General features: G+C 59.4%; 23 protein-coding genes and 3 pseudogenes. 21 read left to right on the top strand and 5 right to left on the bottom strand.

What is annotated here, in order from left to right:
• Nucleotides 1-18: 18 nt before the first annotated feature.
• From HB778_RS32230 to HB778_RS32205, 6 genes are all read left to right on the top strand, one after another.
• Entirely contained in the window at nucleotides 19-1,680 is a 1,662-nt protein-coding gene (locus tag HB778_RS32230) for an ABC transporter substrate-binding protein (protein WP_183459774.1), read from the top strand.
• Nucleotides 1,681-1,702: 22 nt separating this feature from the next.
• Entirely contained in the window at nucleotides 1,703-2,719 is a 1,017-nt protein-coding gene (locus tag HB778_RS32225; protein WP_183459773.1) for an ABC transporter permease, read from the top strand.
• On the top strand, nucleotides 2,719-3,690 hold the full coding sequence (locus HB778_RS32220) for an ABC transporter permease (protein ID WP_183459771.1): 972 nt from the start codon (nucleotides 2,719-2,721) through the stop codon (nucleotides 3,688-3,690). Before HB778_RS32225 ends, HB778_RS32220 begins: the two co-directional genes overlap by 1 nt.
• Nucleotides 3,687-4,646 (top strand): ABC transporter ATP-binding protein, encoded by a 960-nt coding sequence (locus HB778_RS32215; protein WP_183459769.1) that lies wholly within the window; start codon nucleotides 3,687-3,689, stop codon nucleotides 4,644-4,646. Before HB778_RS32220 ends, HB778_RS32215 begins: the two co-directional genes overlap by 4 nt.
• 8 nt (nucleotides 4,647-4,654) lie before the next feature.
• On the top strand, nucleotides 4,655-5,635 hold the full coding sequence (locus HB778_RS32210) for an ABC transporter ATP-binding protein (RefSeq protein WP_183459767.1): 981 nt from the start codon (nucleotides 4,655-4,657) through the stop codon (nucleotides 5,633-5,635).
• 112 nt (nucleotides 5,636-5,747) lie between these two features.
• Nucleotides 5,748-6,050, top strand: coding sequence for a DUF982 domain-containing protein (locus HB778_RS32205; protein ID WP_183459765.1), 303 nt, complete (start codon nucleotides 5,748-5,750; stop codon nucleotides 6,048-6,050).
• A gap of 125 nt (nucleotides 6,051-6,175) precedes the next feature.
• Here the strand turns inward: HB778_RS32205 and HB778_RS32200 are convergent, their stop codons facing one another.
• Nucleotides 6,176-6,559: a YybH family protein gene (locus HB778_RS32200; protein ID WP_183459763.1), complete on the bottom strand. Its 384-nt coding sequence runs from the start codon at nucleotides 6,557-6,559 to the stop codon at nucleotides 6,176-6,178.
• 164 nt (nucleotides 6,560-6,723) lie between these two features.
• Between HB778_RS32200 and HB778_RS32195 the strand changes: the two genes are divergently transcribed.
• From HB778_RS32195 to HB778_RS42930, 3 genes and pseudogenes are all read left to right on the top strand, one after another.
• On the top strand, nucleotides 6,724-7,008 hold the full coding sequence (locus tag HB778_RS32195) for a hypothetical protein (RefSeq protein ID WP_210308057.1): 285 nt from the start codon (nucleotides 6,724-6,726) through the stop codon (nucleotides 7,006-7,008).
• On the top strand, nucleotides 6,968-7,357 hold the full coding sequence (locus HB778_RS32190) for a LysR substrate-binding domain-containing protein (RefSeq protein ID WP_183459762.1): 390 nt from the start codon (nucleotides 6,968-6,970) through the stop codon (nucleotides 7,355-7,357). Before HB778_RS32195 ends, HB778_RS32190 begins: the two co-directional genes overlap by 41 nt.
• Before the next feature lie 338 nt (nucleotides 7,358-7,695).
• Nucleotides 7,696-9,755 (top strand): annotated as a pseudogene (locus HB778_RS42930) (SPFH domain-containing protein).
• A 2,088-nt stretch (nucleotides 9,756-11,843) separates the two neighbouring features.
• Here the strand turns inward: HB778_RS42930 and HB778_RS32180 are convergent.
• Nucleotides 11,844-12,074, bottom strand: coding sequence for a hypothetical protein (locus HB778_RS32180; protein WP_183459760.1), 231 nt, complete (start codon nucleotides 12,072-12,074; stop codon nucleotides 11,844-11,846).
• A 338-nt stretch (nucleotides 12,075-12,412) separates the two neighbouring features.
• Nucleotides 12,413-12,616 (bottom strand): DUF2188 domain-containing protein, encoded by a 204-nt coding sequence (locus HB778_RS32175; protein ID WP_183459758.1) that lies wholly within the window; start codon nucleotides 12,614-12,616, stop codon nucleotides 12,413-12,415.
• Between the two features lie 672 nt (nucleotides 12,617-13,288).
• On the opposite strand from HB778_RS32175, the gene HB778_RS32165 reads away from it, so the two are divergent.
• The 9 genes and pseudogenes from HB778_RS32165 (at nucleotide 13,289) to HB778_RS32135 (ending at nucleotide 21,521) form a co-directional block, all read left to right on the top strand.
• Nucleotides 13,289-13,525: a hypothetical protein gene (locus HB778_RS32165; RefSeq protein WP_183459756.1), complete on the top strand. Its 237-nt coding sequence runs from the start codon at nucleotides 13,289-13,291 to the stop codon at nucleotides 13,523-13,525.
• Between the two features lie 314 nt (nucleotides 13,526-13,839).
• A complete protein-coding gene (locus HB778_RS42925; RefSeq protein WP_280515935.1) occupies nucleotides 13,840-13,971 on the top strand; it encodes a hypothetical protein in 132 nt (43 codons plus the stop codon).
• Nucleotides 13,972-14,689: 718 nt separating this feature from the next.
• Nucleotides 14,690-15,325, top strand: coding sequence for an outer-membrane lipoprotein carrier protein LolA (locus HB778_RS32160; protein ID WP_183459754.1), 636 nt, complete (start codon nucleotides 14,690-14,692; stop codon nucleotides 15,323-15,325).
• A 128-nt stretch (nucleotides 15,326-15,453) separates the two neighbouring features.
• Nucleotides 15,454-15,762 (top strand): annotated as a pseudogene (locus HB778_RS43560) (cytochrome b); the annotation flags it as partial.
• The gene (locus tag HB778_RS43555) at nucleotides 15,702-16,010 is read left to right on the top strand and encodes a cytochrome b (protein ID WP_432421280.1); all 309 of its coding nucleotides are present in this window, start codon (nucleotides 15,702-15,704) and stop codon (nucleotides 16,008-16,010) included. The pseudogene HB778_RS43560 and the gene HB778_RS43555, both read left to right, overlap by 61 nt.
• 105 nt (nucleotides 16,011-16,115) lie before the next feature.
• Nucleotides 16,116-17,072 carry a magnesium transporter CorA family protein gene (locus HB778_RS32150; protein WP_183459752.1) on the top strand — a complete coding sequence of 319 codons (957 nt, stop codon included), beginning with the start codon at nucleotides 16,116-16,118 and terminating at the stop codon, nucleotides 17,070-17,072.
• A 296-nt stretch (nucleotides 17,073-17,368) separates the two neighbouring features.
• A complete protein-coding gene (locus HB778_RS32145; protein WP_183459750.1) occupies nucleotides 17,369-17,680 on the top strand; it encodes a hypothetical protein in 312 nt (103 codons plus the stop codon).
• A gap of 158 nt (nucleotides 17,681-17,838) precedes the next feature.
• The gene (gene ligD / locus HB778_RS32140; RefSeq protein WP_183459748.1) at nucleotides 17,839-20,505 is read left to right on the top strand and encodes a DNA ligase D; all 2,667 of its coding nucleotides are present in this window, start codon (nucleotides 17,839-17,841) and stop codon (nucleotides 20,503-20,505) included.
• Entirely contained in the window at nucleotides 20,502-21,521 is a 1,020-nt protein-coding gene (locus HB778_RS32135) for an ATP-dependent DNA ligase (protein WP_183459746.1), read from the top strand. Before ligD ends, HB778_RS32135 begins: the two co-directional genes overlap by 4 nt.
• A 38-nt stretch (nucleotides 21,522-21,559) precedes the next feature.
• On the opposite strand, the gene HB778_RS32130 is transcribed toward HB778_RS32135, so the two are convergent.
• On the bottom strand, nucleotides 21,560-21,748 hold the full coding sequence (locus tag HB778_RS32130) for a hypothetical protein (RefSeq protein WP_183459744.1): 189 nt from the start codon (nucleotides 21,746-21,748) through the stop codon (nucleotides 21,560-21,562).
• A gap of 464 nt (nucleotides 21,749-22,212) precedes the next feature.
• Between HB778_RS32130 and HB778_RS32125 the strand changes: the two genes are divergently transcribed.
• Nucleotides 22,213-22,404, top strand: a complete 192-nt coding sequence (locus tag HB778_RS32125; RefSeq protein ID WP_183459742.1) for a hypothetical protein — start codon at nucleotides 22,213-22,215, stop codon at nucleotides 22,402-22,404.
• 28 nt (nucleotides 22,405-22,432) lie between these two features.
• On the opposite strand, the pseudogene HB778_RS32120 reads toward HB778_RS32125, so the two are convergent.
• Nucleotides 22,433-23,143, bottom strand: a pseudogene (locus tag HB778_RS32120) (IS1 family transposase); the annotation flags it as partial.
• 125 nt (nucleotides 23,144-23,268) lie between these two features.
• Between HB778_RS32120 and HB778_RS32115 the strand changes: the two are divergent.
• Both HB778_RS32115 and HB778_RS32110 read left to right on the top strand, forming a co-directional pair.
• Nucleotides 23,269-23,484 carry a hypothetical protein gene (locus tag HB778_RS32115; RefSeq protein ID WP_183459739.1) on the top strand — a complete coding sequence of 72 codons (216 nt, stop codon included), beginning with the start codon at nucleotides 23,269-23,271 and terminating at the stop codon, nucleotides 23,482-23,484.
• A complete protein-coding gene (locus HB778_RS32110; RefSeq protein WP_183459737.1) occupies nucleotides 23,481-23,771 on the top strand; it encodes a hypothetical protein in 291 nt (96 codons plus the stop codon). Before HB778_RS32115 ends, HB778_RS32110 begins: the two co-directional genes overlap by 4 nt.
• Nucleotides 23,772-23,796: the final 25 nt, after the last annotated feature.

Raw genomic sequence — 23,796 nt, 5'->3', positions numbered from 1 at the left:
GAAAAGGGGAACTAAGACATGAAGAAACTGCTTCTGGCCGCCTCAGCCGCGGCACTGCTGGCCGGTACGTGGCTCGCCCCGGCACAGGCTGAATACCTCAAGGAGCACCGAGGCGGCACCATCCGGCTGCTGGCCCGTTCGGCAGCGGGAACGCTCGATCCGCACATCAACTACACCGACCAGGGCTGGCAGATGTATCAGCCGATCTATGACGGCCTGGTAGCCTTCCGCAAGGCCGAGGGCATGGACGGCTTCACCATCGTCCCCGATCTGGCCGAGGCGCTGCCTGCGGTTACGAATGACGGCAAGACCTTCACCTTCAAGCTGCGCAAGGGCATCAAGTTCTCCAACGGCCAGGAGCTTGGCGTGAAGGACGTCGTCGCCTCCTTCCAGCGCATCTTCAAGATTTCCGGGCCGACCTCCGGCACCTTCTATGCCGGCATTGTCGGCGCCGACAAATGCCTGGCCGACGCCAAGAGCTGCACGCTCGAAGGCGGCGTCGTCGGCGACGAAGCGGCCGGCACCATCACCCTCAATCTCACCAAGCCGGACGCCGAAATCCTCTACAAGCTTGCCTTGCCGCATGCCGTGGTCCTGCCGGCGGACACACCCGCCGAAGACATGGGCTCCAAGCCCATCCCCAGCACCGGCGCCTACATGATCTCCGCCTTCGACCCCAACAAGGGCATGACGGTTTCCCGCAACCCGAACTTCAAGCAGTGGAGCGAGGAAGCCCAGCCGGACGGTTACCCGGATGTCGTACAATATGATTTCGGCCTGTCCGAGGAAGCAGCCGTCACGGCGATCCAGAACGGCGAGGCCGACTGGATGTTCGACGCGCTGCCGAGCGACCGTCTGGGCGAACTTGGCAGCAAGTCCATGGACCAGTTGCACATCTCACCGCTTTCGGCGTGGTGGTATGCGCCGCTGAACAACCGTCTGGCACCTTTCGACAATGAAAAGGCGCGCCAGGCCGTTGCCTATGCGATCGACCGCAACACGCTGGTCAAGCTGTTTGGCGGCAAGGTGCTGGCCTCGCCGGTCTGCCAGGTCCTGCCGCCGGACTTCCCGGGCCATGAAGACTATTGCCCCTTCACCAAGAACCCGGGCGCCAAATGGTCGGCGCCCGATCTCGACAAGGCAAAGCAGCTCGTCGAGGAATCCGGCACCAAGGGTCAGAAGGTGACCATCATCGCCGAGGACACCGCCATCTCACGCTCCATCGGCGTCTATCTGCAGAGCGTGCTGACCAGCATCGGCTATGTGGCCGACGTCAAGCCGATCTCGTCCAACATCCAGTTCACCTACATCCAGAACACCAACAACAAAGTGCAGATGTCGATCACCCAGTGGTACAAGGATTATCCCGCAGCTTCGGACTTCCTGAACATCCTGTTCAGCTGCGCCTCCTTCCGCGAAGGCTCGGACGCCTCGATCAACATCGCCGGCTTCTGCGACAAGGACATCGACGCCAAGATGCAGAAGGCGCTGGATCTCGGCGTCACCGACCAGAAAGCCGCCGACAAAATGTGGGCCGAAATCGACAGGCAAATCACGGACAAGGCGCCGGCCGTCGGTCTCTTCACGCCGAAGCGGCTTGACTTCGTCAGCAAACGGGTTGGCAATTTCAAGTTCAACCGGCAGTTCAACTGGATGATCACCCAGTCCTGGGTGCAGTAACGAGCTGCGGAGGGACACGTCCGTGTCGAACCAAGCCGTCGCCATGCCGCGCAAGACGCGAGGGCCCTGGGCCGTCGCCTTTGCCAAGCTGGCAAGGGACAGGGCTGCCATGGCATCCCTGGCCGTGTTCCTCCTCATCGTGCTTGCCTGCCTCAGCGCGCCCCTCTACGCGAAATGGGCAGGCACGGACCCATTCGCCTCGACACTCGACGCCGTCATCCAGATCGACGGCGCCGACGTTCCGGTGATGGAACAGTCGACGGAGGGGCTCGGGCTTGGCTACACGCCGCTCGGGCCGACCTGGCGGCTCGGCAATTATTTCCTCGGCGCCGACAGCCAGGGGCGCGATGTCATGGCCAGGATGCTCTATGGCGGGTTGAGCTCACTGCTGATCTCTGGGGCCGCCACCATCTTCACGCTGATCATCGGCACGGCGGCTGGATTGATCGCCGGCTATTTCGGCGGCATCACCGATACGGTGCTGTCGCGCTTGCTGGATGTCCTGTGGGCGTTTCCGATCTATCTGCTGGCGATTTCGCTTTCCATCGTCACCATCGCGCAAGGCATCTCGATCGGGCCGATCGAGATCGAATCCGGCAGCCTGTGGCTGCCGGTCATCATCATCGGCATCGTCTATGTGCCCTATGTGGCGCGGCCGATACGCGGGCAGGTCCTGTCGCTGCGACACAGCGAGTTCGTGTTCGCCGCGATTAACCTAGGTGTACCCGGGTGGCGCATCCTGTGGCGCGATATCCTGCCCAACATCACCACCACGCTCATCGTCTTCGTGCCGCTGATGATGGCGCTGAACATGCTGACGGAATCCGCACTTTCCTTCCTGTCGATCGGCGTGCAGCCGCCGGCCGCCAGCTGGGGCACCATCATCCAGGACGGGCAGGCGTTGCTTTATACTAGGCCACTGGTGGCGCTGGTGCCGGGCCTGGCGATCGCGGTGTCCGTCATGGCACTCAATGTCTTCGGCGACGGCCTGCGCGACGCGCTCGACCCGCGCTCCAAAGTCCGGCTGGGGCGCGACTGATGTTTTACGCCATTCTGCGCCGGTTCGGTCAGATGCTGTTCGTGATGTTCGGCATCTCGGTCATCGTCTTTCTGATCTTCTTCGCGACGCCGGGCGCCGACCCCGCCGCGCGCATCGCCGGCCGCGACGCATCGCCCGAAGTGCTGGAAGCGGTGCGCCACAGTTTTGGCTTCGACCGGCCGCTCTACGTGCAATATGTGAAGATGATGGAGAAGATTTTCGTCACCGGCGACCTGACCTCCTTCGTCAACCGTGGCTGGAAGGTGGTGCCGGCGGTGATGGATTCGATCCCCGTCACGCTCTCGCTGGTGTTCGGGGCGGCGATCCTGTGGGTGGTCGTCTCCATCATCATCGGCATTGTCGCTGCCGCTACGCGAGATAGCTGGCTGGACAAGCTGCTGATGGCTTTCGGGTTGCTCGGCATTTCCATGCCGGTCTACTGGCTGGGCGAGGTGATGAACCTGATCACCCAGAGCCGCTACCACGACAGTTGGGCATTCTCCTGGGTGCCGCCGCTCGGCTACAAGAATTTCTCCGACGATCCGAAAGGCTGGTTCCTGACCCTGGTCATACCGTGGATTACGCTCGCCATTCTCTACATCGGCATTTTCGGGCGCGTGCTGCGCGCGGCCATCATCGAATCCCTGCAGGAAGACTTTATCCGCACGGCTCGCGCCAAGGGCCTGTCGGAGACGCGCATCCTGCTGCGGCATGCCTTGCGCACATCGCTTATCGCGTTCGTCACCCTGTTCGGTCTCGACTTCGGCGCGCTGGTGGGCGGCTCGGCCCTTTTGACCGAAGTGGTGTTCGGGCTGCACGGCATCGGCAAGCTGACCTATGACGCGCTGCAGAACCTCGATCTGCCGATGATCATGGCAACGGTGATGTACGCGTCGATGTTCGTGGTCATCGCCAACGCCGTTGTCGATTTCATCTACATCCTTCTCGATCCGCGCCTGAGGACTTCATGATACTGTCGGTGCGCGACCTCAAAGTATCCTTCCGCACCAATGACGGGCTGGTGCGCGCCATCGACGGCGTCTCCTTCGATCTCGAGGAAAGCGAGATCCTCGGTGTCGTCGGCGAATCCGGTTCCGGCAAGACGGTGTCGCTGCTGGCCGTCATGGGCCTCATCACCGATCCCAACGCCAGCATAGAGGGCTCGATCCGCTACAAGGGCCGCGAGCTTGTCGGGCTGCCCGCGCGCGAACTGAGGCGGCTGCGCGGCAACGAGATCGCGATGATCTTCCAGGATCCGATGACGGCGCTGACGCCGGTCTACACGATCGGCTGGCAGATCGCCGAGCAGATCCGCGCGCACCAGAATGTCAGCAAGGCCAAGGCGATGGAACGCGTCGAAGAACTGCTGGCCGAGGTGAATTTTCCCAATCCGCACGAGGCGATGTCACGCTATCCGCACCAGCTTTCGGGCGGCATGCGGCAACGTGCGGTGATTGCAATGGCATTGTCCTGCAATCCGGCGCTGCTGGTGGCGGATGAGCCGACCACGGCGCTCGACGTCACCGTGCAGGCCGGCATTCTCGACCTCGTGCGCAAGCTGCGCGCGACGCACAAATCGGCGGTGGTCTTCATCACCCATGACATGGGCGTTGTCTCCGAACTCGCCGATCGGGTGATGGTCATGTATGCCGGGCGCGTGGTGGAGCGCGGCAGCCGCATGGAGCTGTTTTCCGATCCGCGGCATCCCTATACGCGCGCGCTGCTCGGCTCGATCCCGCCGCTCACCGGTGAAAAACCGCGCCGCCTGCCAGCCATTCCCGGCTCACCGCCATCGCTGCTGCGCCTGCCGCAAGGCTGTGCCTTCGGTCCGCGCTGCCCGGTGCACTACGAGCCCTGCGTGACCGGCAAGCCCGACCTTGGCGGCGGAACCCACGCCGCGGCATGCTTCCGGGTGGCGCAGGCATGAGCAAAACGATGACCGACAGCCCAATTCTCGAGACGCGTTCGCTGGGAAAGCGTTTTTCAATCGGCACCCGGTTCTCCGCCGAAGGCAAGCGAACCGTCCATGCGGTCGACAATGTCTCGCTCACCGTGCGGCGCGGCGAGACGGTCGGGCTGGTCGGCGAATCCGGATGCGGCAAGTCCACGCTGGCGCGCTGCCTGGTCAGGCTCTACGAGATCACAGATGGTGAGCTGCTGTTCGAAGGCGAGGACATCACTTCGAAGTCGCTGTCCGAACTGAGGCCGCTGCGGCGGCGCCTGCAAATGGTCTTCCAGGATCCGTCGGCCTCGCTCAATCCGCGCCGCCGCGTCGGCGACCTCGTGGCCGAGCCGTTGCGCATCCACGGCAAGCTGTCGTCACGCGAGATCACCGCGCGGGTCACCGAACTGTTCGATCTCGTCGGCCTGCTGCCAGACCATGTCATGCGCTATCCCCACGAATTCTCCGGCGGCCAGCGCCAGCGCGTCGGCATTGCGCGGGCGATCGCGCTCAATCCCGATCTCGTCGTACTGGACGAACCGGTCTCGGCGCTCGACGTGTCGGTGCAGGCGCAGATCGTCAACCTGCTCGCCGATTTGCAGGAGAAGCTGAACCTCACCTACATCTTCATCGCCCACGATCTCTCGGTGGTGCGTCAGGTGTCGACCCGCATCGCTGTCATGTATCTCGGCTCGATCGTCGAGGAAGGGCCGGCGGAGGAGGTGTTTGCCGCCCCGGCCCACCCTTACAGCCAGGCGCTGATCTCGGCGGTTCCGGTCGTCGAGACGACGCCCAGCGGGACGCGCAAGCGCATCATCCTCACCGGCGACGTGCCGAGCCCGCTCAAGCCGCCATCCGGCTGCCGTTTCCACCCGAGATGCCCGATCGCGGTTGAGCGCTGCCGCACCGAGCGGCCGGAGCTGAGGGAATATCGACCGGGCCGTAAAGTGGCCTGCCACTTTCCGACGGTTTAGCCGGTATCCAAAAGATTTTTCAAAGATTCTGTTTTCTGAGTGGAACCAACCACCTGACCGTGCGTTTCATAGGGTTCGATCGGGCGGCATCGCGATCGACCGGGAGGAAACGATGGACTACCTGCATTTCTTTGCGCCCGTGCGAATCTCTCGCGGGCAGGGACATCCTGTAGAAGAAGTGGATAGTGTCGCCGAGGCGATGGTTTTCTTGCGTAAATGGCCGACGGGACGACGTGGACCAGTGTATCAGTGCGCGCTGAATTGCTGCTCGGCGGCTTTGTCGGGACAGATGTCGGCGGAGGAGGCCAGGAAGGCATTCACCGGCTTTGCCCGGATCACGCGGCTTCTGGACGACGACATGGCGCTGCCCGTCGCCGGCGAAACCATGGCGAGCGTATACGCGCTGCGGCGCTAGCCGCACCCGGATTGCTGAACGCAACGACTGCGGCCATCACGGCCGCAGTCGAGTTTTGTGTGCGCTTGCTGTGCACGGCCGGCCGGATTTCCCGGACGGCGTAACCGGCTGGCCCAGCCAAAGCCTCAATCCCAAGCAACAGAATAGCGGTCGATGACCCAAAGCCAGGAGCCGTCGGTCTGCCGCCGGGCAACCACGCTGGTGATGTCGCCGTCGGGGAGCCGGGTCGAGGTAAGCGCGAGGTCGCCGCAAATCAGGGCGGGGCGCTGGTCTCCGGTCGCAAACTTCCGTCCGGACGCGACAATCTCGGCATAGTAGGCGCGAATGGCTTCACGCCCGCGCAGAAAACGTCCGCCGCCACAGTCGATCACCGCGTCGTGTTCGAACAAGGCGCTCATGCCATCGACATCGCCCGCATGTTGCCGCGAAATCAGCAGCGGCTCCAGATCCTGCGGATCGAAAACAGGTTTTCGTGCGGCAGAATCGCCCCATGGTAACCCTCGTTGCATCCATCAAATCGTACCGTAGAAATGCCATTCCGTACTGGTGTCAGCTCCCGGAATGTTCTGGATCAGCGGCGGGATCGCCGGCATTCTGGCTCAGGCAGGCAGCGTGACGCCGGAGAGCTCGGCGCAGATTTCGAGCAGACAATCCTGCAGCGGCCGAAGCAATCGTGGAAGGCGACCTCGACACAGTTGCCGGAGCCAAGCAAGTCGCCGCACGCGTCAATGAACTCGGCCGCTTCGATGCGGTGATCCACAACGCCGCCGTCGGCTATCGCGACGCCTATCGCCTGACGGCCGACGGCTTGCCGCATGTCTTCGCCATCAACACATTGTCGGCCTATATCCTGACCGCATTGATCGAGCGACCACACCGGCTTGTCTACCTCAGTTCAGGCATGCACCATCACGCGGATGCCAATCTCGACGACATCCTGTGGCCCCCGCGACCCTGAGGATCTCTCAACGCATCGATGCCTGCAATTCCTGGACCCACATAGCGGCACGCCGTTCGATTGGGCGTTTGTACGCGGCGAGGAAACAATCGAGGTCGTAACCAGCGGACCTCTGACCTTCACCGACCCAAAATCGATGCTGGAGGAATGCATCGCTGGAACGGGTGTCACCCAAGTTATCAGTTGGGGCGTCGGGGAGTTGTTGGCGGATGGGGTGCTGATCGATCTCTTTCCGGACTGGCATGGCGAGCTCTTCCCGCTGTTTGCCTTTCACCCGTCGCGCAAGCATCCGCCGGCCAAGGTTCGCGCCTTCGTCGATTTCTGCGTTGAAGTGTGCCGGCAGCTGTAATAGCGCAGGCGAAGAGCCAACCACCACGCTGTTCGAAATAGCATTTGGAAAATACTTATACGATTTCCGCGCGGAATATCTTTAAACCTGTTGGCGCGATCCCTACGTCATTTGCCGTTATGTCTATCAAGGCAACACCGATGTGACATCACTCAGGCCACGCCTCCCTCACTGGGGACGGGATGCGCGGTCATTTTCCTAGACAATGAGCAGCCCAAACGGTCGACACACTCTTAGTGCGTCGGGCGTGTCGGTGTGCAATCTCCCCGCTTAATCAATCAACACCAACCGGGTGGCCGTCCGGTGAACGAACCCGCGCGCCCAACAGGAGAGAAGAGATGGAAGCCCTGCAATATCTTGAGCCGATGAAATGGATGGCGATCGAGATCGCCGTGCCAGTCATCGTGCTGGCAATCCTGTTCTGGTGGAGCGGCGTGGTTCGCTACATCCCAAACGACAGGCTCGGCATCTTGGAAAAACTATGGAGTTTTCGCGGCTCCGTCAGCAATGGCTTCATTGCGCTGAACCGTGAGGCAGGCTACCAGCCGGAAGTCGTGCGCGGTGGCCTGCATTTCTTCATGCCGTTCCAATATTCGATGCATCGCGCCAATCTTGTCACCATCCCGCAGGGTCAGATCGGCTATGTCTTTGCCCGTGATGGCAAGCCGCTGCCTTCGACGCAGACACTTGCTTCCAACACCGACGCCGATGATTTCCAGGATGTGCGCGGCTTTCTCGAAAAAGGCGGGCAGAAAGGACCGCAACGCAAGATCTTGCGTGAAGGCATCTATGCCATCAATCTCGCACAATTCATCGTGCTCACCGCCCAGTCGATTTATGCCGTTAATCTGAGCTCGTCGGAACAAAACCTTTTTACCAATATGTCCAGCATGATCTCGGGCGGGGCGGCTTTGAGCCAATCGTCATCCATAATGCCGAGGATATGATCGGTGTCGTCACCATCCATGACGGTCCGGCCCTGCCGGACGGCGAGATCATCGCACCGACCGTCGCCAACGATCCGAACGATCCGAACTTCCACAATAATTTTCAGGACCCGGAGAAGTTTCTCAATGCCGGTGGCTACCGTGGCCGGCAGCTGCAGGTGCTGGCCGACGGTAGCTACTTCCTCAATCGCATTTTCGCGACCGTCGAATTGGTCAAGAAGACGATCATTGACGTTGGCACGGTGGGTGTCGTCGTCTCTTATAATGGCCGCCACGGCACGGATATATCCGGGCAGGCATACCGTCATGGCGAGCTGGTCGAAATCGGCGCACGCGGTGTCTGGTCAACGCCGCTCCTGCCAGGCAAGTATGCGTTCAATACCTATGCCGGCAATATCATCATCGTGCCGACCACCAACTTCGTGCTCAAATGGACGAAGGAGCAGTTTGGCGAACACAGGCTGGACGAGAACCTGTCTGAAGTGTCGCTGATCACCAAGGACGCGTTCGAGCCTGTGCTGCCGCTCTCCGTCGTCGTGCATATCGACTATATGAAGGCGCCGCTCGTGGTGCAGCGTTTCGGTGACATCAAGCGGCTGGTCGAACAAACGCTCGATCCGATGGTCTCTGCTTACTTCAAGAATATCGCCCAGACAAAGACGCTGATCCAGCTTTTGCAGGAGCGCAGCGATATCCAGCGCAAATCGGGCGAGGAGATGCGCGAAAAATTCAATTCCTACAGCCTCGAGCTGCAGGAAGTGTTGATTGGTACGCCCCGTGCTGCCAATGGCCAGAACAGCATAGAACAGATCCTGATCCAGTTGCGTGAGCGCCAGATCGCAGTCGAAAAGGTCGAGACTTATAAATTGCAGGAGAAGGCGGCCATTCAGGAGCGCACGTTGCGTGAGAAGGAGGCGCTCGCCGAACAGCAAGCCAAGATCACGACGTCGGCACTTACCATCGAGATCAGTGAGAACGAGGGCAAGGCGCAACTCGCCCGCACCCGCCAGCAGGCAGAAACCATTCAGGTCACTGCCAAGGCAGAAGCCGAGAAGGTACGCCTCGGCGGCCAGGGCGAGGCCGACATGATCAAGGCTATCGCGCTTGCCGATGCCGAACGCATCAAGGCGACCGGTTTTGCAGATGCCGAGAGGGTGCGCGCCATCGGTCTGGCGGAGGCCGAGGCCACCGAGAAGAAGGTCGCAGCCTTCGGCGGCCCGGACTATCAGCTCAACTCGCAGGTTCTCATGCGCTTCGCCGAAGCGATCGAGAATGGCAGGCTACCGATCGTGCCGCAGATCCAGATCGGCGCTACCGGTGGCGAGAAACGGGCCGCCAATGGTCTTGTCGAGATGATGCTTTCGATGCTTGTTGCCGACCGGATTGGACCGCAAACCCTGCCGGATGAGATCCCGGCACCCGCTGAGGAGGAATCGGTTGAGGAGGATTGATTGAAAATGGGCCGGTTGTACCGGCCCATTTTGCGTTCTGCCGAAACGAGGGCGGCCTTGGAGCGGCGAGGGGACTTGCCTACGTCGCACATGTCGTCGATATGAAGGTCGGTGAGTTCGCCGAAGGTTCTGAGACGCGAAATGAGCGGCTCGCCGAGGCCGGTCTGCCGTTCAGCGTCTATTGCCTAAAGTCGCGTATGGTCGCGCCGAAGGACTGTCTCTCGTGTGCGCTCGGTGTGGGCTAGCCAGTTGAGCTATTGTAAAAATGAAGCAATACCAATCACATAACATAGCCATTGCCCCCATGATGGACAGGGTAGATAGATGAGTAATATCATATAGTTGCGGCAGATCGTGTGCAAAAATCGCACACGAAAGTTCTGCTTCTCTTCTTTTTTCGTTCCCACGACAGAGCCGCCGACAGTCCTATTCGGACGCTCTTTTGCCGACGATATTGGGCCGCGTCATAGCGGACGTTCGCTGCGGTATCCGTGGGCCGCAATGTCCGATGCTGCCTCCAATTCCCCTGGGGTTCCTGGAAGCTTTTCGAACTTTCTGGGTCGCGCCCCAGCCCGAATTGCGCGTGCTTATGGACAAGGTGGGCCATTAGATACGGTTTTGGGCAGTTTGGAAGCCATCGACTTCTGGCAATGGTGCCATCCTGATTCCGCGTGTCAGCCCGCTCCTCCAGTTCTTTACGTCCTGAACGCCAGCCTTGCGTCTCGTTGCGGACAATGAACAACCCGATCGAAGGTTCTGGAAACTGGCGTTCGCGAGACTGCCGGCACTACGTTCTTCTCTGACGGCGGCCACTTCGACAGGATCAACGAACTGAAAGCCTGCCGCATCACATGAACTGGAAGGCATTCCTCCCTGGATAAACAAACGAGGGCGTACACTCGTCGTCGCGATCGTCTGGTAAGCATAAGAAGTCAAGGCGGCCGGTACTGCTTGCGCGCCCCATAGGATTCGTGAATATGGCTTCTGGGGCTGCGTAGGGGATTACCATGCGTCGCGTGTGCAGTGTGGGCGTTGCTGCTTTGTTGGCGGCTGCTTCTTCGCCGACTATAAGCTGGGCATCATCGCTCTCCGATTTTATCCAGATCATCCAGAACGGGCAGCAAATGACGCGGCCGATGGGCTTCAGGCCTCCGCAGTCGAATGCATTTTGGCTCGTTGTATCGAGTCGGCCGAGTGAAGGAGAAGCCATCGCCCTTGCACAGTCCTACGCGCCGACACTGGGGCCACCGCTAGTCGTACATAGCAGGAACGGAGTTTTTGCTGTTGTCGCCGGGACGCTTTACCAGGACAAGGCGAAGGCGAACCTGACCGCGCTCAAGGAGCTGCATATTGTCCCTCAGGATTCGTTTCTCTCGCGCGGGGATGGTCTGGATGTCCTACCAGAGGGGAGCCTCGTTCGCTTTCGCGACGCAACCCAACTATTTGAGGGTCGTCCAGAGGGTCCAGGCGGCGATGTCCAAGCTTGGCTTGTATTCTGGCCCTGTTGACGGCCTGATAGGGCCAACGACCGTCAAAGCCTTTAGGGTCTATCTTTCGCGTTTCGACCTGCAGCCGGGTGAGTTGCTGACAGAGTACAGCTTGGCGGAAATAGAACGTAACGCAGGCGACGGCTTCCACAGCGACCAAGAGCGAAACGATGCCCGGGCGCTTGGCGCATTCAAGTTAGTAGGGGTTGGTTACGGGGGGACTCCGCGATGCTTCTTGCCTTGGAAGACGCGAGATCGACGGCTGTGTTGGCCGGCAGAGGCACAGATGCGGAAATCTTCGGCGTGATCGATCTCAGCAGTAGAACGGAAACACGGTTCGGCGCCATCAGCTTGGGGCGCGCCATCCAATTCGTCGCCAACGCGTCCGTGCTTGGCTACGATGTTCGCAGTGCAATGGTCCTGTACGGGGAACCTGGAACGCCTAGCTTGAGGGTATGGGACTGCGAACATCTATGGACGCAATATGGTGGCGCTCTGCTCCAGCCTCCCGAGCGCAAGCGCGAGATCTAAACAGCATGATCGGCTCGGACTGGTCGTCGCTTGTCCGCGAGGCGAAGGTATTATACGATCGCGGGGACCATTATTCACCACCCGGGGCGACTATTCCGGAGACAATGCCCGGCTCTAAACTCGGCCCAGAACGGGGCACTCGGGTTTCTTCTGCGATCACCAGAAGCGCCTCTAATGTTACTGCGATTCCGGACATCAGCGCGGAAATATCAGTGTTCCCACCGGGCAACGCTAGTTCGTTCGCTCTGCTTTGCATGCTCGCGCTCAGTTCCTTGAGTTTCAGGCGCAGGTCGTCATCCATAGTCACTCTCCGGTTTTAGGCCCGCAGAGGAACGCTCCTACGGACAACCAGTTCCGGAGCGTTGTGATCGTGGTCAGCTATTCAAACCCGCGTATTTCCAACGGTGACGCCTGGGCCTGAAACAGGTCAACCTGATGGGCGGAGGATGCCCAGACGCATAGACCGTAGGCCGTCGCGAAGGAGATCAGAAGGGCGGTCGCGATAGGCAGACGGTGCATGGCTGGGCTGGTCCTCTTTGTTGTAGACCCGCTTACAACCCCCTGCAACCTGATGAGTTCTCCATAAAATGTTTACCTTAGCCGCATGGTTAAAGAACGGTTTAGGCGATCGGCCGCGTGCTAGCTCGCCCACTCCGTTCGCCACTCCAAGTCGATGCCCTGGGTCAAGACCTCGGCTTCATACCCATGCGAGGCGGCGGCTTTCGCAGCTTTGATAGCGGCCAACACAGCATCGCTGTTGGAATCGTACGGGTATTCCTTCCCGTCGTAGCGGACGTTCCAGCGATCACCTTCCTTGAAGACGTAGTACTTCGCACCCGCCATCGGATCTCCCAGCGAACACCCGTGAGACATCGCTTAATTAGCAAACCACGGCGGTGACCTCTCTTCAAGCTTGCACCCGTTCAGAGGGCTTGGCGCCCTAGGCGTCACCGGCATGGCCGCCGCCGCTCCGGCGTCGCTGGTCACTGCCTATTGGACAGACATTTGGCGCATGCTGCGCGGCGGGTGAAGGAAGTTAAATTCTTGACGTTCTAGTCCGCGCTATATCCCGAGGGTCAGTGCAGCATACAGAGCGGTACGACAACAATGCCGATCGCCATGATTACTACAACGACAACGCCAAGTCTCTCCGTTCGTCTGACAAGATCCTCAATCTTGGTGTCCTCTGCAGAAGGGAGGTCCAGTAACGACGAGGTATCAGGAGCGGGGGTATTGTTATCATTTGCGGCATGATTTGCGCCGTCATGGGCTGTCGTTCTGTCGACAAAGGTCACTGCCTGCCTCGCTTCTAGAGATCTCACAACGGCACCACTAAGATTCGCATCCATGACGCCGGCGCGCGTCGTCGGGGTGCGGTCGTAACGTGCTTGCCGGGCTTCGGTTGCGGGACAGGGACTTCAGTCGGTGGCTCCCCGGACCTTAGTCTCACCGTGGAACGCAAATGCGTAGAGGCCGTTGCTCAACCGTTATAAGTCGAAATTGGAGTGTAAAATCATGGCCGACGGCCCTACTGTTGTAAACTCGGGAGGGGGCGGCGGCACTGTTGTCGCCGTTGTTCTCGCAATCATAGTAATATTCGTTCTGTTGATATTGACTGGCGTTATCAACATCCACGGCGGCGGCGGCGGACAGGACATCAACGTAAAGGTCGAAGCGCCCAAGGTTGAAGCGCCCAAGGTTGAAGCCCCTGCGAAGCCAGCAGCTCCGGCACCGGCCACCAATGGCGGCTAGAGATTACACAGGGCCGCCAACTAGTTTTGTGTTGCCCGACGCCTATCGCCGCTAATGACAGAGTGAGGGAATAGACAGCCCGTTGGCTCCGGCCGGCGGGCTTTTTTTGTTTTAGTGGCGGGGGGTATGAGAGCCGATGAAGCTATTGCTCTTCGCCTTGCAGTCCTGCTTTTCATGGCCATCGGCTTTTGGCTGGTGGCCGAATTGGTGATTTCCGGACCGTCGTTATCTTGAGATCGTTATCTTGAGACGTCAGGGAACATGATGATCTTAGCGCCGTCTTCAGGGTCCAGCGGTTTGTGCCCTGGCCGTTCATGATAGAGAACCTGCTGCAAATCGCGCTGATCAACCGACTGTCCGCAATGGGCACAGGAATAGAAATTGTCCTGTTCGTTGGAATGGTCGCCGCCGTGACGCTTGCCGGGAATGGGCGGGCCAAGGTCTGATAGCTTCGTCATGACGATCGAACCTCGCGTCGCCGCTTCAGGGATCGCAGAATTTCGTCACGCGACCAGCCGGCTTCCATCATGCAATCAACGATGGCTTGAAACCCAGGCTCCATCGCCTCCTGGCAGTCGATAGCAGTCTGGATAATCGTCCGCTCGTCTTGGTTGGCTGATCATCTTGCCCCCGCCAAATGCCTATCGCCGTGTTCGCGATGCTCGAAACAGAACCAGTGCGCTGGCTGTCTCGGCTTGGCAAATCCAAACGGCGCGCTTCCCGCATCCTTCAAAGTGGCCGAAGGGCGCGCCTTGGACGTTGATGCATGCCCACAACGCTGGGCAGGTGGCATGCGGCAGGGCAGCCCAACAGGCGCCCGAGGTATCCCTCACCGGCAATGCGGCCCGGCACCTACAGAAATCGCAGACTACCGACGGAACATTAGGCTGTCCTAAATGTTCCCTTTCAGGGTGCGAAGCATCGTAGGCACGCAAGGCAGCGCGGGCCTCCCTTTAATTTTGGAGATGAGTCAATGCATAGCATAATCTACATTGTAGGGCTCGTGGTCGTTGTTCTCGCAGTTCTGAGTTTTTTTGGTCTCAGGAGATAAGCGCGACGAAGGCCAAAATACTCGGACAGCAAGGCCTTGGGGATGGGGATGATAGCCAGTCAGGGCGGTGATCGGGCACTCCAGCGAAGCCGGTCCGTGGGTGGGATAAGAGAATGGAATATAAGATCAAAAAACTGCTGGTTTTCTGTTTTGCCGTTATTAGCGCCTCAGGGATAAATATCGAACTTGCGACTGTGGCCTCGGCCGCGCCTGTAGAAGCCGCGACGGTTGCCGCTCACTTGTCATCCGTAAAGTCAATGTCCGGGGACTTCGTTCAGTCTGGCCCAAGAGGGCAAAAGACCAGCGGCAGATTTTTTCTCCAGCGCCCGGGCAAGCTTCGGTTCAACTATGCAGGCCAATCAGGGATCAGCTTAATTGCAGATGGAAAATCCGTCGTAATCTACAACAAGAAGCTCAAGACATCCCGTCTTTATGCTCTCTCGAAGACGCCGCTTAAGCTCCTACTCGACGATAAGGTCGACTTCTCTGGCAATCGCCTTAAAAGCATCAGAGACGAGGGCGCCCAGGTTATTATTAAGTTGGCCGACAAGTCGGCTTTCGGAAACTCGAATATCGCTATGGTGTTCGACAGGAAATCGCTCGATCTACTCAGATGGAGCCTCACCGACGAGAGGGGCCAAATCACGACGGTTGCTATCTCCAATGTGAAGGAGGGCGTTCGCGCTCCTCCTGGTACCTTCACTATCGACTATGCGGCAAACCGTGAGTTCAACACCACAACGAAATAACGCCGGCTGGTGGCAAACTGATCGAAAAAAGACGGGCTTGGAAATTTATGAGAAGGCACTTGAGGAACGATGGAAACGTGGCGCGTTGCGGAGCTAGCGCGAAAACCATCCGCGACAGGAGTCCTTGAATGGCACTGTCCGGTACGACAACCCGTTACGGAAGCCTAGCCCAGGCGCTTCACTGGCTGACAGCGTTGCTCGTGCTCATCGCGTTCCTAGTCTCCCCAGGGGGCCCTCCTGCGCGCGTGTACTCCGCTGCCAGTGCTCCGACATTGCTGCTTCACGAGTCACTCGGCTTCACTGTTTTCTGCTTGCTGATCGTACGTTTGATCTGGCGCCTGTTCGATCGTATTCCCCAGTCGCCGCCGATGCCCACATGGATGGACGTCGCCTCAAAGGTGACGCACTGGACACTCTACGCACTTCTTTTTGCTGTTCCGGCCACCGCCGTGCTGGGGGCATGGTTTGGGGGCCATCCGGTGACTGTATACGGGTTTGGCGCGCTGGTCCGTTTTTCAGGCCCTGGGATGCCGGCGCCTCACTCGCAGAAATCCACGGGACACTGGGCGACATCATCATGTGGCTCGCTGGCTTGCACGCGGCTGCAGCTATCTTCCACCATGTATTCCTGCGCGACCGCGTGCTGCGCCGGATGCTGACCGGAATTTCCGACCCGTCGCCTTAGCGCCTGCGTGAACTTGGCTGCCTTGACGACCAGGGGTTCGTTTTCTCGTCTGGTCGGCGACTTCATGCCAGCCAGGCCCTGTGTCGCCAGAAGGGGCATCGTCAGATGTTGAGCATCTATCCAGAAAGCGATGTGCCGAAGGCGCAGGGCAAAACCATATGGTGGGACGTTCGCGATCCTTCGCCAGCCGAAGTCGCTGAGGTCAAGAAGGCGGCTGGGATCGAAGTGCCAAGTCGTAAAGCTCTCAGCGAGATCGAAACCTCAAGTCGGCTGAAGGCGCGAGACGGTGTGCTGTCGATGAGCGTACCGATGGTAACGCATGCTGGGGGCTATGGCCCGCAAATCGCGCCGATCGGCTTTATACTGTCGCGCGAGCACCTGATCACGGTTCGGTTCGCGGTTTTGCCGGCCTTCGACGCCGTGGCTGCACGGTTCACTGGCTCCGAGGAACGCCCGGGTTCGAGTCTCGAGGTGTTCGTTGACCTGTGCGACGAACTTATCGATCGCCTGGCCGATGGTCTGGAAGAGGTGGCGACGGAATTGCGTGACCTGTCGACAACGGCCTTCCATGTGCCCGAAGGGCAGGGACGTAAGGCCGTGCGTTCCAACAAGCTTATCCGAGCACGGCTGCGCCAACTCGGTCGCCTGGGCGACTATCTCTCTGAAAAGCGTGACGCGCTGTTGGGCTTGGGGCGTGCCATCGATTTCGCGTGTGAGTTAACCTCGGACTGGGCCGGCGGGAAATTGAAGCCGCGCATGGCAGGCCTGAAACAGGACGTTGCATCGCTCGACAATTATGAGGTCCACCTCTCTGACAAGGTGCAGTTTCTGCTCGACGCGATGGTGGGCCTGATTGGGATTGCCCAGAATGATATCTTCAAAATTCTGACGATCGTGTCGATTGTCGGCATTCCACCAACGCTAATCGCGGGCATCTATGGAATGAATTTCAAGTTCATGCCTGAGTACGACTGGCTGTACGGCTATCCCTACGGGCTGGCTTTGATCGTGTTGAGCGCTATCGTTCCCCTCGTCTGGTTCAAATGGCGCGGCTGGTTCTAAGCGCAGATTTCAAGCCCAGCATGCGCCACCGCTGCCTCCATCTCGATCAGGGCGTAGACGACGCTTCGCCGTTTTCTAGGTTCCGTTCCTGGGGAAACCCAAGGAGCGGTTGTAGGCAGAGGTTCAGCGCGTAAGCGTCAGGCGCTGAAACCTTTACGCTACGACCACAAGACCTGCAGCGGCGCATTTCTGGACATGACGGGCGGCACACGCCCCGGCTCCGTGATCGAGGCGCTTGGCATGGAAAGCCATGGCCCGGCGGTGTCATCGAGACTTTGCGGGCCGACTTGACGGCCATGGAGCGGCCCTATGCCCTTGAGCAGGCGCTGATGGCTTGCCGCCGCGGCGGCACCGTCTCGCTCCCTGGCGTCTTTGTCGGCAGCGTGACCGTGCCCATAGGCATCTACGTCGGAAAAGGACTGACGAGGAAGACGGGACAAACGCATGTTCAACGCTACCTCGAGCCATTGATGAAGCTCATCGAGAAAGGTGACATTGATCCTTCGTTTCTGATTACCCACCACATCGACCTCGAAGACGGTCCCGAGGCCTATAGGACGTTCCGCGATAAGAAGGATGGCTGCATCAAGGCAGTGATAAAGCTCTAGCGGACACCTATCGCGGGCGTATCAAGCGGCGCTTCGCGCCACTCGTCACGCCTGCGGTCACTTCATGGTCTGTCACCGACTGCATTCGCATCACGCACCGAACCAAATCTCGCCGACGACGTTGAGTCGCGCGTTGCGTCATTAACCGGGGCATTTCCATGACAAAGGGCGAGCTTTCCACCTATCTGGCCAAACGGGATTTCACGAAGACGAAAGAGCCCAGTGGCGAGCGCTCGATCGAGAAATCGAACCGGCTTCGGTTTGTGATCCAGAAACACGATGCCACGCGGCTTCATTATGATCTGCGCCTTGAACTCGATGGCGTTTTCAAATCGTGGGCCGTCACCAAAGGTCCGTCGCTGGATCCGCAGGACAAGCGCCTGGCGGTCGAGGTTGAAGACCATCCGCTGGACTATGGCGACTTCGAAGGGACGATTCCCAAGGGACAATATGGTGGCGGCACCGTGCAGCTGTGGGATCGCGGTTACTGGGAGCCAGAAGGATCCATGTCTCCCCAACAAGCCTTGGAGAAGGGCGATCTGAAGTTCACGCTCGACGGCAAGCGCCTGCACGGAAGTTTTGTCCTGGTGCGCATGAAGCATGACCGCAATGGCGGGAAGCGCACCAACTGGCTGCTGATTAAGCACCGCGACAAATACGCGACTGATGGCAATGGCGACGCGGCGCTGGCACAGGACCGCTCCGTCGCCTCGGGCCGGAGCATGGATAAGATTGCCGCGGGTAAAGGAGCCGGACCGAAGCCGTTCATGATGCAGGGGTCATCGGTGGCCGATGCGGACGCTGTGTGGGACAGCAATCGCGGGCATGCTGCCGACGAGCGCGCAAAGTCGTCAAAGGCTTCGCCGAAGCCGTCAGCAGAACCATCGCCGCGTCCAAAACGTACCGGTCGTAACGTGGCGTTGACGATGCCAGATTTCATCCCGCCCCAGCTCTGCCAGACCCTTTCCCGACCGCCGGCGGGAACAAATTGGGTGCATGAGATAAAGTTCGATGGCTACCGCGTCCAATTACGCGTCGAAGAAGGCGCCGCGACGCTGAGGACCCGAAAGGGCCTCGACTGGACAGAGAAGTTTGGCGCCATCGCAAAAGCGGCGGTGAGTCTTCCCAACGTCATCGTCGATGGCGAGATCGTGGCCCTCGGCGAAAATGGCGCGCCGGACTTTGCCGCCTTGCAGGCCGCACTGTCGGAGCGCCGGACAAAGGATCTGATCTTCTTTGCCTTCGATATGCTGTTCGCCGAAGGGGTCGACCTACGAAAGCTCCCACTCTCGGAGCGTAAGGAACGGCTGAGCGAAATGCTCGGTGAGGCCGAGCGCGGTGAGAATCTCATCCGCTATGTTGAGCACTTCACCAACGGCGGCGACGCCGTGCTGCGGTCTGCCTGCCGACTTGAGCTCGAAGGCATTATCTCCAAAAAAGCTGATGCAATCTATGTCTCGGGCAGAACCGATACCTGGGCGAAATCGAAATGTCGCGCCGGGCATGAGGTTGTCATCGGTGGCTGGTCGACCACCACCGGCAAGTTCCGGTCGTTGCTGGTCGGTATCAATCGCGGTGAGCACTTCGCTTACATCGGCCGTGTCGGAACTGGCTACAGCGAGGCCAGGATCAAGCAACTGCTGCCGCGGCTGAAGGAAATGCAGGCGGCCAAGTCGCCGTTTACCGGTGATGGCGCACCGAAAAAGGATGCGACCGTCTTTTGGACCAAGCCGCAGCTGGTCGCGGAAATCGAGTTCGCCGGCTGGACCGGCGGCGGGAATATCAGGCAGGCCGCCTTCAAAGGCCTCCGCGAAGACAAGCCGGCGAAAGAGGTTGAGGCCGAGCGGCCAGCAGACCCTCGGGAGACGCAGATTGCCGACCCTGCCAAAACAACTGGCAGGACTGGAAAAAGCCCGGTCGTTATGGGCGTCATCATCTCGAAACCGGACAAGCCGCTATGGCCGAATGCCGGAGATGGTGGCCAGCCGGTCACCAAGCTCGACCTGGCGGAATATTTCGAGGCCGTTGGCCCGTGGATGATCAACCATCTCAAAGGTCGCCCCTGTTCCCTGGTGCGCGCGCCCGACGGGTACGCCGGCGAGCAATTCTTCCAGCGCCACGCAATGCCAGGCACGTCCAATCTGCTGGAACTGGTGAAAGTCTTCGGCGACCATAAGCCTTATCTGCAGATCGACCGCGTCGAGGGCCTGGCTGCGATCGCCCAGATCGGCGGTCTGGAGTTGCATCCCTGGAATTGCCAGCCGGGCAACCCCGAGATACCCGGGCGACTTGTCTTCGACCTCGACCCTGGCCCGGAAGTCTCCTTTCCCGAGGTGGTCGCAGCGGGCAAGGAAATGCGCGACCGTCTTGAAGATTTGGGCCTGGTGAGCTTCTGCAAGACCACGGGTGGCAAGGGCCTGCACGTTGTAACGCCGCTGGCCGGTCAACGCAGCAAAACGACGTGGCCCGAGGCAAAGGCCTTTGCCAAGGCTGTCTGCATGCAGATGGCGGCGGACCGTCCGGACCTCTACCTAGTCAACATGGCCAAGAAGCTGCGGACTTCCCGGATATTCCTCGACTACCTCCGCAATGATCGCATGGCGACGGCCGTAGCACCCCTCTCATCCCGTGCCCGGGAAGGAGCGACTGTCTCCATGCCGCTGACCTGGGGTCAGGTGAGGGCGGATCTCGACCCGAAAAAATACACGGTCCGAACCGTGCCGAGCCTGCTGAAGAAGACCGTCGCCTGGGCCGACTACGACGACGGTGAGAGGTCGCTCAGCAGTGCTATCAAACGGCTTGGTTCAGCGAAGCTCGCGGCATGACATCGAAAGTTGAAAAACCGTCCTTTGCCGTCCCATTGGACACGGAGCCGATGGAGGCCAAGGCTGCTGAAAGACTGCCTGGTAGCGCTAGCCAATGGCAGTACGAACCTAAGTGGGACGGGTTCCGTTGCCTCGCCTTCAAAGCCGGCGATGAAGTGGACCTGCGGGCGAAATCAGGCAAGCCGCTCGGCCGCTATTTTCCGGAAGTCGTCTCGATGTTGCGTGACCTGAAGGCCGAAGAATTCGTGGTCGATGGCGAGATCGTCATCGACATTGACGGCTCGCTTTCTTTCGATGCGCTGCAGATGCGATTGCATCCCGCGGAAAGCAGGATCTGGAAACTGTCTGTCAAAACACCGGCCAAGCTGATCCTGTTCGATATGCTGGCAAGTCCGGATGCCAGCCTGATGCGTCAACCGCTGTCTGCGCGGCGCGAGGCGTTGGATGCGTTCGTTAAGTCGGCGGGACATGCCGATCTCGAATTGTCGCGTTGTACTCGGGATTTGGCAACGGCAACGGAATGGCTTTGCGAATCCGGTCACGGTTCAACAGACGGCGTTATCGCCAAGCTTGTCGACGACGAATATCGGCCCGGCGAGCGCGCCATGGTCAAGGTCAAGCGGCTGCGCACAGCCGATTGTGTGGTCGGTGGCTTTCGCTACTTGGCGAACGCGCGCGAGGTCGGATCGCTATTGCTTGGGCTCTACAACGACCAGGGCAAGCTCGACCATGTGGGATTTACGTCAACGATCGCGCAGGAGGATCGATCAGAGCTTACCCGACAACTCGAAGCTTTGCGCGCGCCTCCGGGCTTTACCGGCAAAGCGCCGGGAGGACCGAGCCGTTGGAGCACCGAGAGGAGCGGGGAGTGGGAGCCATTGAAGCCCGAACTGGTGGTGGAAGTCCGGTTCGACCATGTCACCGGCGATCGCTTCCGACACGGTAGCAAGTTCTTGCGGTGGCGCCCTGACAAAGCCCCCAAACAGTGCACCTTCGCGCAAATATTGAAAACGTGAAGGCAATCGCCGCCGACGGTGCCGCAGCGGTGTTTATGCTACATCACTGGTTGATAGAGCCGAGAAAACACCGTCTCCGCGCCAAGCATGTTGGCGAACCACAACCCGAACGACGCCTCGCCATCGGTCCCCGTGACGCTTTTCTGCTGCGTCAAGGCGATGGCCCTACGTCTGGCGCGTCCAAACAGATTGCTTGCTGTCGCGTTGCCCATCATGTCCTCGGTCAAATGGCAAAATTCGACAGTAGAGGGTGGGGACGGGGCCTCAAGTGCATGCGTGGCCGTGTGTGATGGGCCACGGCCCGTCGCTCATCGACCGCTGTCGACCTGGATGGTTGACGGGACAGGACACCCCTGGCTGCAGTCAACTATCCGTTTGCTGAGGTAGGGCTGGTATTTCAGGCTCAATCGATGGCGCGTCTATAGCATGCGGCTCTCGGGGTAGTGTCTCAGTTTGAAATTGAACCTGTGGCTCGCGGCGCGAAGAAGCACGTCCATCTCATGCGATATCTGCCAACGCGAAGCGTCGGGTAGAGATTTTCGCAGATGTGATACCGGTCATCCGGCGCTGTCTGTACACGGTCCCAAGGAATGAACCACTCGCCCGTAGGTGGGTCATTCCTAGAATAAGGCTGAGGTTGCTTAACGTAATAGCCCTGTCTAGTCGATCGGACATCGCTGGAATCGATTGGGTGGCAATCGTGATCGCTGCAACATTTGAGATTAAGAACAGGATCAGTCTTGCCCGAATACCAGCCATGGGCGTTGGCATCGCTCGCCAAGACAAGAAAGATCAAGGCAATACGCCGTTTTGGCTGGCCCATGGAATTAGTCCCCTCACGTCTGCCTATAGCACATTAGTGAGAGCTAATCCGCTCGACTGAGGTCGCAGGACAAACATCAGAAGTCCGACTAGATTGTTACTCGCTTCTTGTAGGTGCCACGCTTGCCCGGCTTAGGCGCAACGGTATCCATCTTCTCGCAAAGGTCTTCCATCGACCAAAGCGTCTGCGACACGCCAGCCGCTATTGCGGGCGTCATCTTCAACGTCTTGTGCATTTTTGATGAAATTGTACCAAACGGTATAAATCGCGACCATGTGGACGTTGTTTTCGAACTTCTTCGAGAACGCATTGGTGAGGCCCGTGAAGCGGCGGTTTGCCATACGCATGGTGAGATTGGCGCGCTCTATATGCGATGTGCTGACATGCATAGGATCGGGATTGCCTTCAATCCGCGTCTTGGTCGCGCCAGTGCAGACGGCGGGGCTATAGCGGCGCTCTGGAGACGTCTTCTTGCCTTCCGGCTCGCCGTACTCCTTGATGAGCATCGCATAGTCGATGTCCGCTCCAAAGGCTTCCTCGACCGCATTGAAATAGTCGCGATGGCCGTCCGTCTTAAGCTGGACGCGGCTGGCAAGACGTTCCTTCAGGTCATCCATGAAGGCCAGCGCATATTCGCCGTCGCGACCGCCGACGAGCCAGGAAATGATAAGCTTGCTGTCGCTGTCGAGCGCGGTCCAAGTCCACACGTCGCCAGCGCCGGCTGCTTCATGGCCGAAACATTCTTCGCCTTCGCGCCGACGAACGACCAAATTTCATCACACTGATAGTGGCGCCGAGATTCTTGATCTCGGCCATTTCCGTGTCTCCTTTGCTGGCCGACAACCGGCCGTAGGGAATGTTCCATCTGGAGCGGAACTAGCGCTGCCGGGTGCGGTTATCGTTGATCACACGGAGGACCAAGACATGTCTGACAACGAAAACCATCGCGAAACTGGGGCGACAAAATATCCGGCAAAGACCGGCGCCGACCCTTCGGATGCGTTCACTCAGGACGCGGCCGGAAACAAGAAGCCCAAGAATGGCGTTGGACTGACGCGCCCCGTCAATGAGGTGGACGACAAGACTCACCAGTCAGACGGGCAGAACCCATCCGACCAGGTAAAGAGTTCCAGGCCATGAACGTCGCCAATCTTCAGCTTGAAGGTCTGATGATGGCGGTCGAGTCGATCAACAATTTGCTGGTCCACAAAGGCCTGCTTTCAGTCGACGACATCGATATCGCGTTGCGGAAGTCCCAAGCCAATTTCACCGGCGACGAGCGCACCTACGAAGACATGCCGCCGGCCAATCGCGACGCCATCTGCTTTCCAATCCGTCTTCTGCAGATCGCGAACAATTCTCTACCGTTTTCGGAATTCGCGAAGATGGTTGGACAAACGAAAGAGCCCTACAACGATCAAAGGTAACGGCAGCGATGGCTCGGTCCGAGCG

Source organism: Mesorhizobium huakuii, assembly GCF_014189455.1.
Taxonomy (GTDB): domain Bacteria; phylum Pseudomonadota; class Alphaproteobacteria; order Rhizobiales; family Rhizobiaceae; genus Mesorhizobium; species Mesorhizobium huakuii_A.
The sequence above is the reverse complement of the archived record's forward strand: the minus strand, read 5'-3'. Positions and strand labels throughout refer to the sequence as shown.

Excerpts from the sequence above, each read along its gene's own strand:
- HB778_RS32230 (WP_183459774.1), top strand. The coding sequence starts at position 19 with ATGAAGAAACTGCTTCTGGCCGCCTCAGCCGCGGCACTGCTGGCCGGT.
- HB778_RS32220 (WP_183459771.1), top strand. The coding sequence starts at position 2,719 with ATGTTTTACGCCATTCTGCGCCGGTTCGGTCAGATGCTGTTCGTGATG.
- HB778_RS32215 (WP_183459769.1), top strand. The coding sequence starts at position 3,687 with ATGATACTGTCGGTGCGCGACCTCAAAGTATCCTTCCGCACCAATGAC.
- HB778_RS32210 (WP_183459767.1), top strand. The coding sequence starts at position 4,655 with ATGACCGACAGCCCAATTCTCGAGACGCGTTCGCTGGGAAAGCGTTTT.
- HB778_RS32205 (WP_183459765.1), top strand. The coding sequence starts at position 5,748 with ATGGACTACCTGCATTTCTTTGCGCCCGTGCGAATCTCTCGCGGGCAG.
- HB778_RS32200 (WP_183459763.1), bottom strand. The coding sequence starts at position 6,559 with ATGCAACGAGGGTTACCATGGGGCGATTCTGCCGCACGAAAACCTGTT.
- HB778_RS32190 (WP_183459762.1), top strand. The coding sequence starts at position 6,968 with ATGCCAATCTCGACGACATCCTGTGGCCCCCGCGACCCTGAGGATCTC.
- HB778_RS32180 (WP_183459760.1), bottom strand. The coding sequence starts at position 12,074 with ATGGATGACGACCTGCGCCTGAAACTCAAGGAACTGAGCGCGAGCATG.
- HB778_RS32175 (WP_183459758.1), bottom strand. The coding sequence starts at position 12,616 with ATGGCGGGTGCGAAGTACTACGTCTTCAAGGAAGGTGATCGCTGGAAC.
- HB778_RS32165 (WP_183459756.1), top strand. The coding sequence starts at position 13,289 with ATGGCCGACGGCCCTACTGTTGTAAACTCGGGAGGGGGCGGCGGCACT.
- HB778_RS42925 (WP_280515935.1), top strand. The coding sequence starts at position 13,840 with ATGATAGAGAACCTGCTGCAAATCGCGCTGATCAACCGACTGTCCGCA.
- HB778_RS32160 (WP_183459754.1), top strand. The coding sequence starts at position 14,690 with ATGGAATATAAGATCAAAAAACTGCTGGTTTTCTGTTTTGCCGTTATT.
- HB778_RS43555 (WP_432421280.1), top strand. The coding sequence starts at position 15,702 with ATGGATGGACGTCGCCTCAAAGGTGACGCACTGGACACTCTACGCACT.
- HB778_RS32150 (WP_183459752.1), top strand. The coding sequence starts at position 16,116 with ATGTTGAGCATCTATCCAGAAAGCGATGTGCCGAAGGCGCAGGGCAAA.
- HB778_RS32145 (WP_183459750.1), top strand. The coding sequence starts at position 17,369 with ATGGAGCGGCCCTATGCCCTTGAGCAGGCGCTGATGGCTTGCCGCCGC.
- ligD (WP_183459748.1), top strand. The coding sequence starts at position 17,839 with ATGACAAAGGGCGAGCTTTCCACCTATCTGGCCAAACGGGATTTCACG.
- HB778_RS32135 (WP_183459746.1), top strand. The coding sequence starts at position 20,502 with ATGACATCGAAAGTTGAAAAACCGTCCTTTGCCGTCCCATTGGACACG.
- HB778_RS32115 (WP_183459739.1), top strand. The coding sequence starts at position 23,269 with ATGTCTGACAACGAAAACCATCGCGAAACTGGGGCGACAAAATATCCG.
- HB778_RS32110 (WP_183459737.1), top strand. The coding sequence starts at position 23,481 with ATGAACGTCGCCAATCTTCAGCTTGAAGGTCTGATGATGGCGGTCGAG.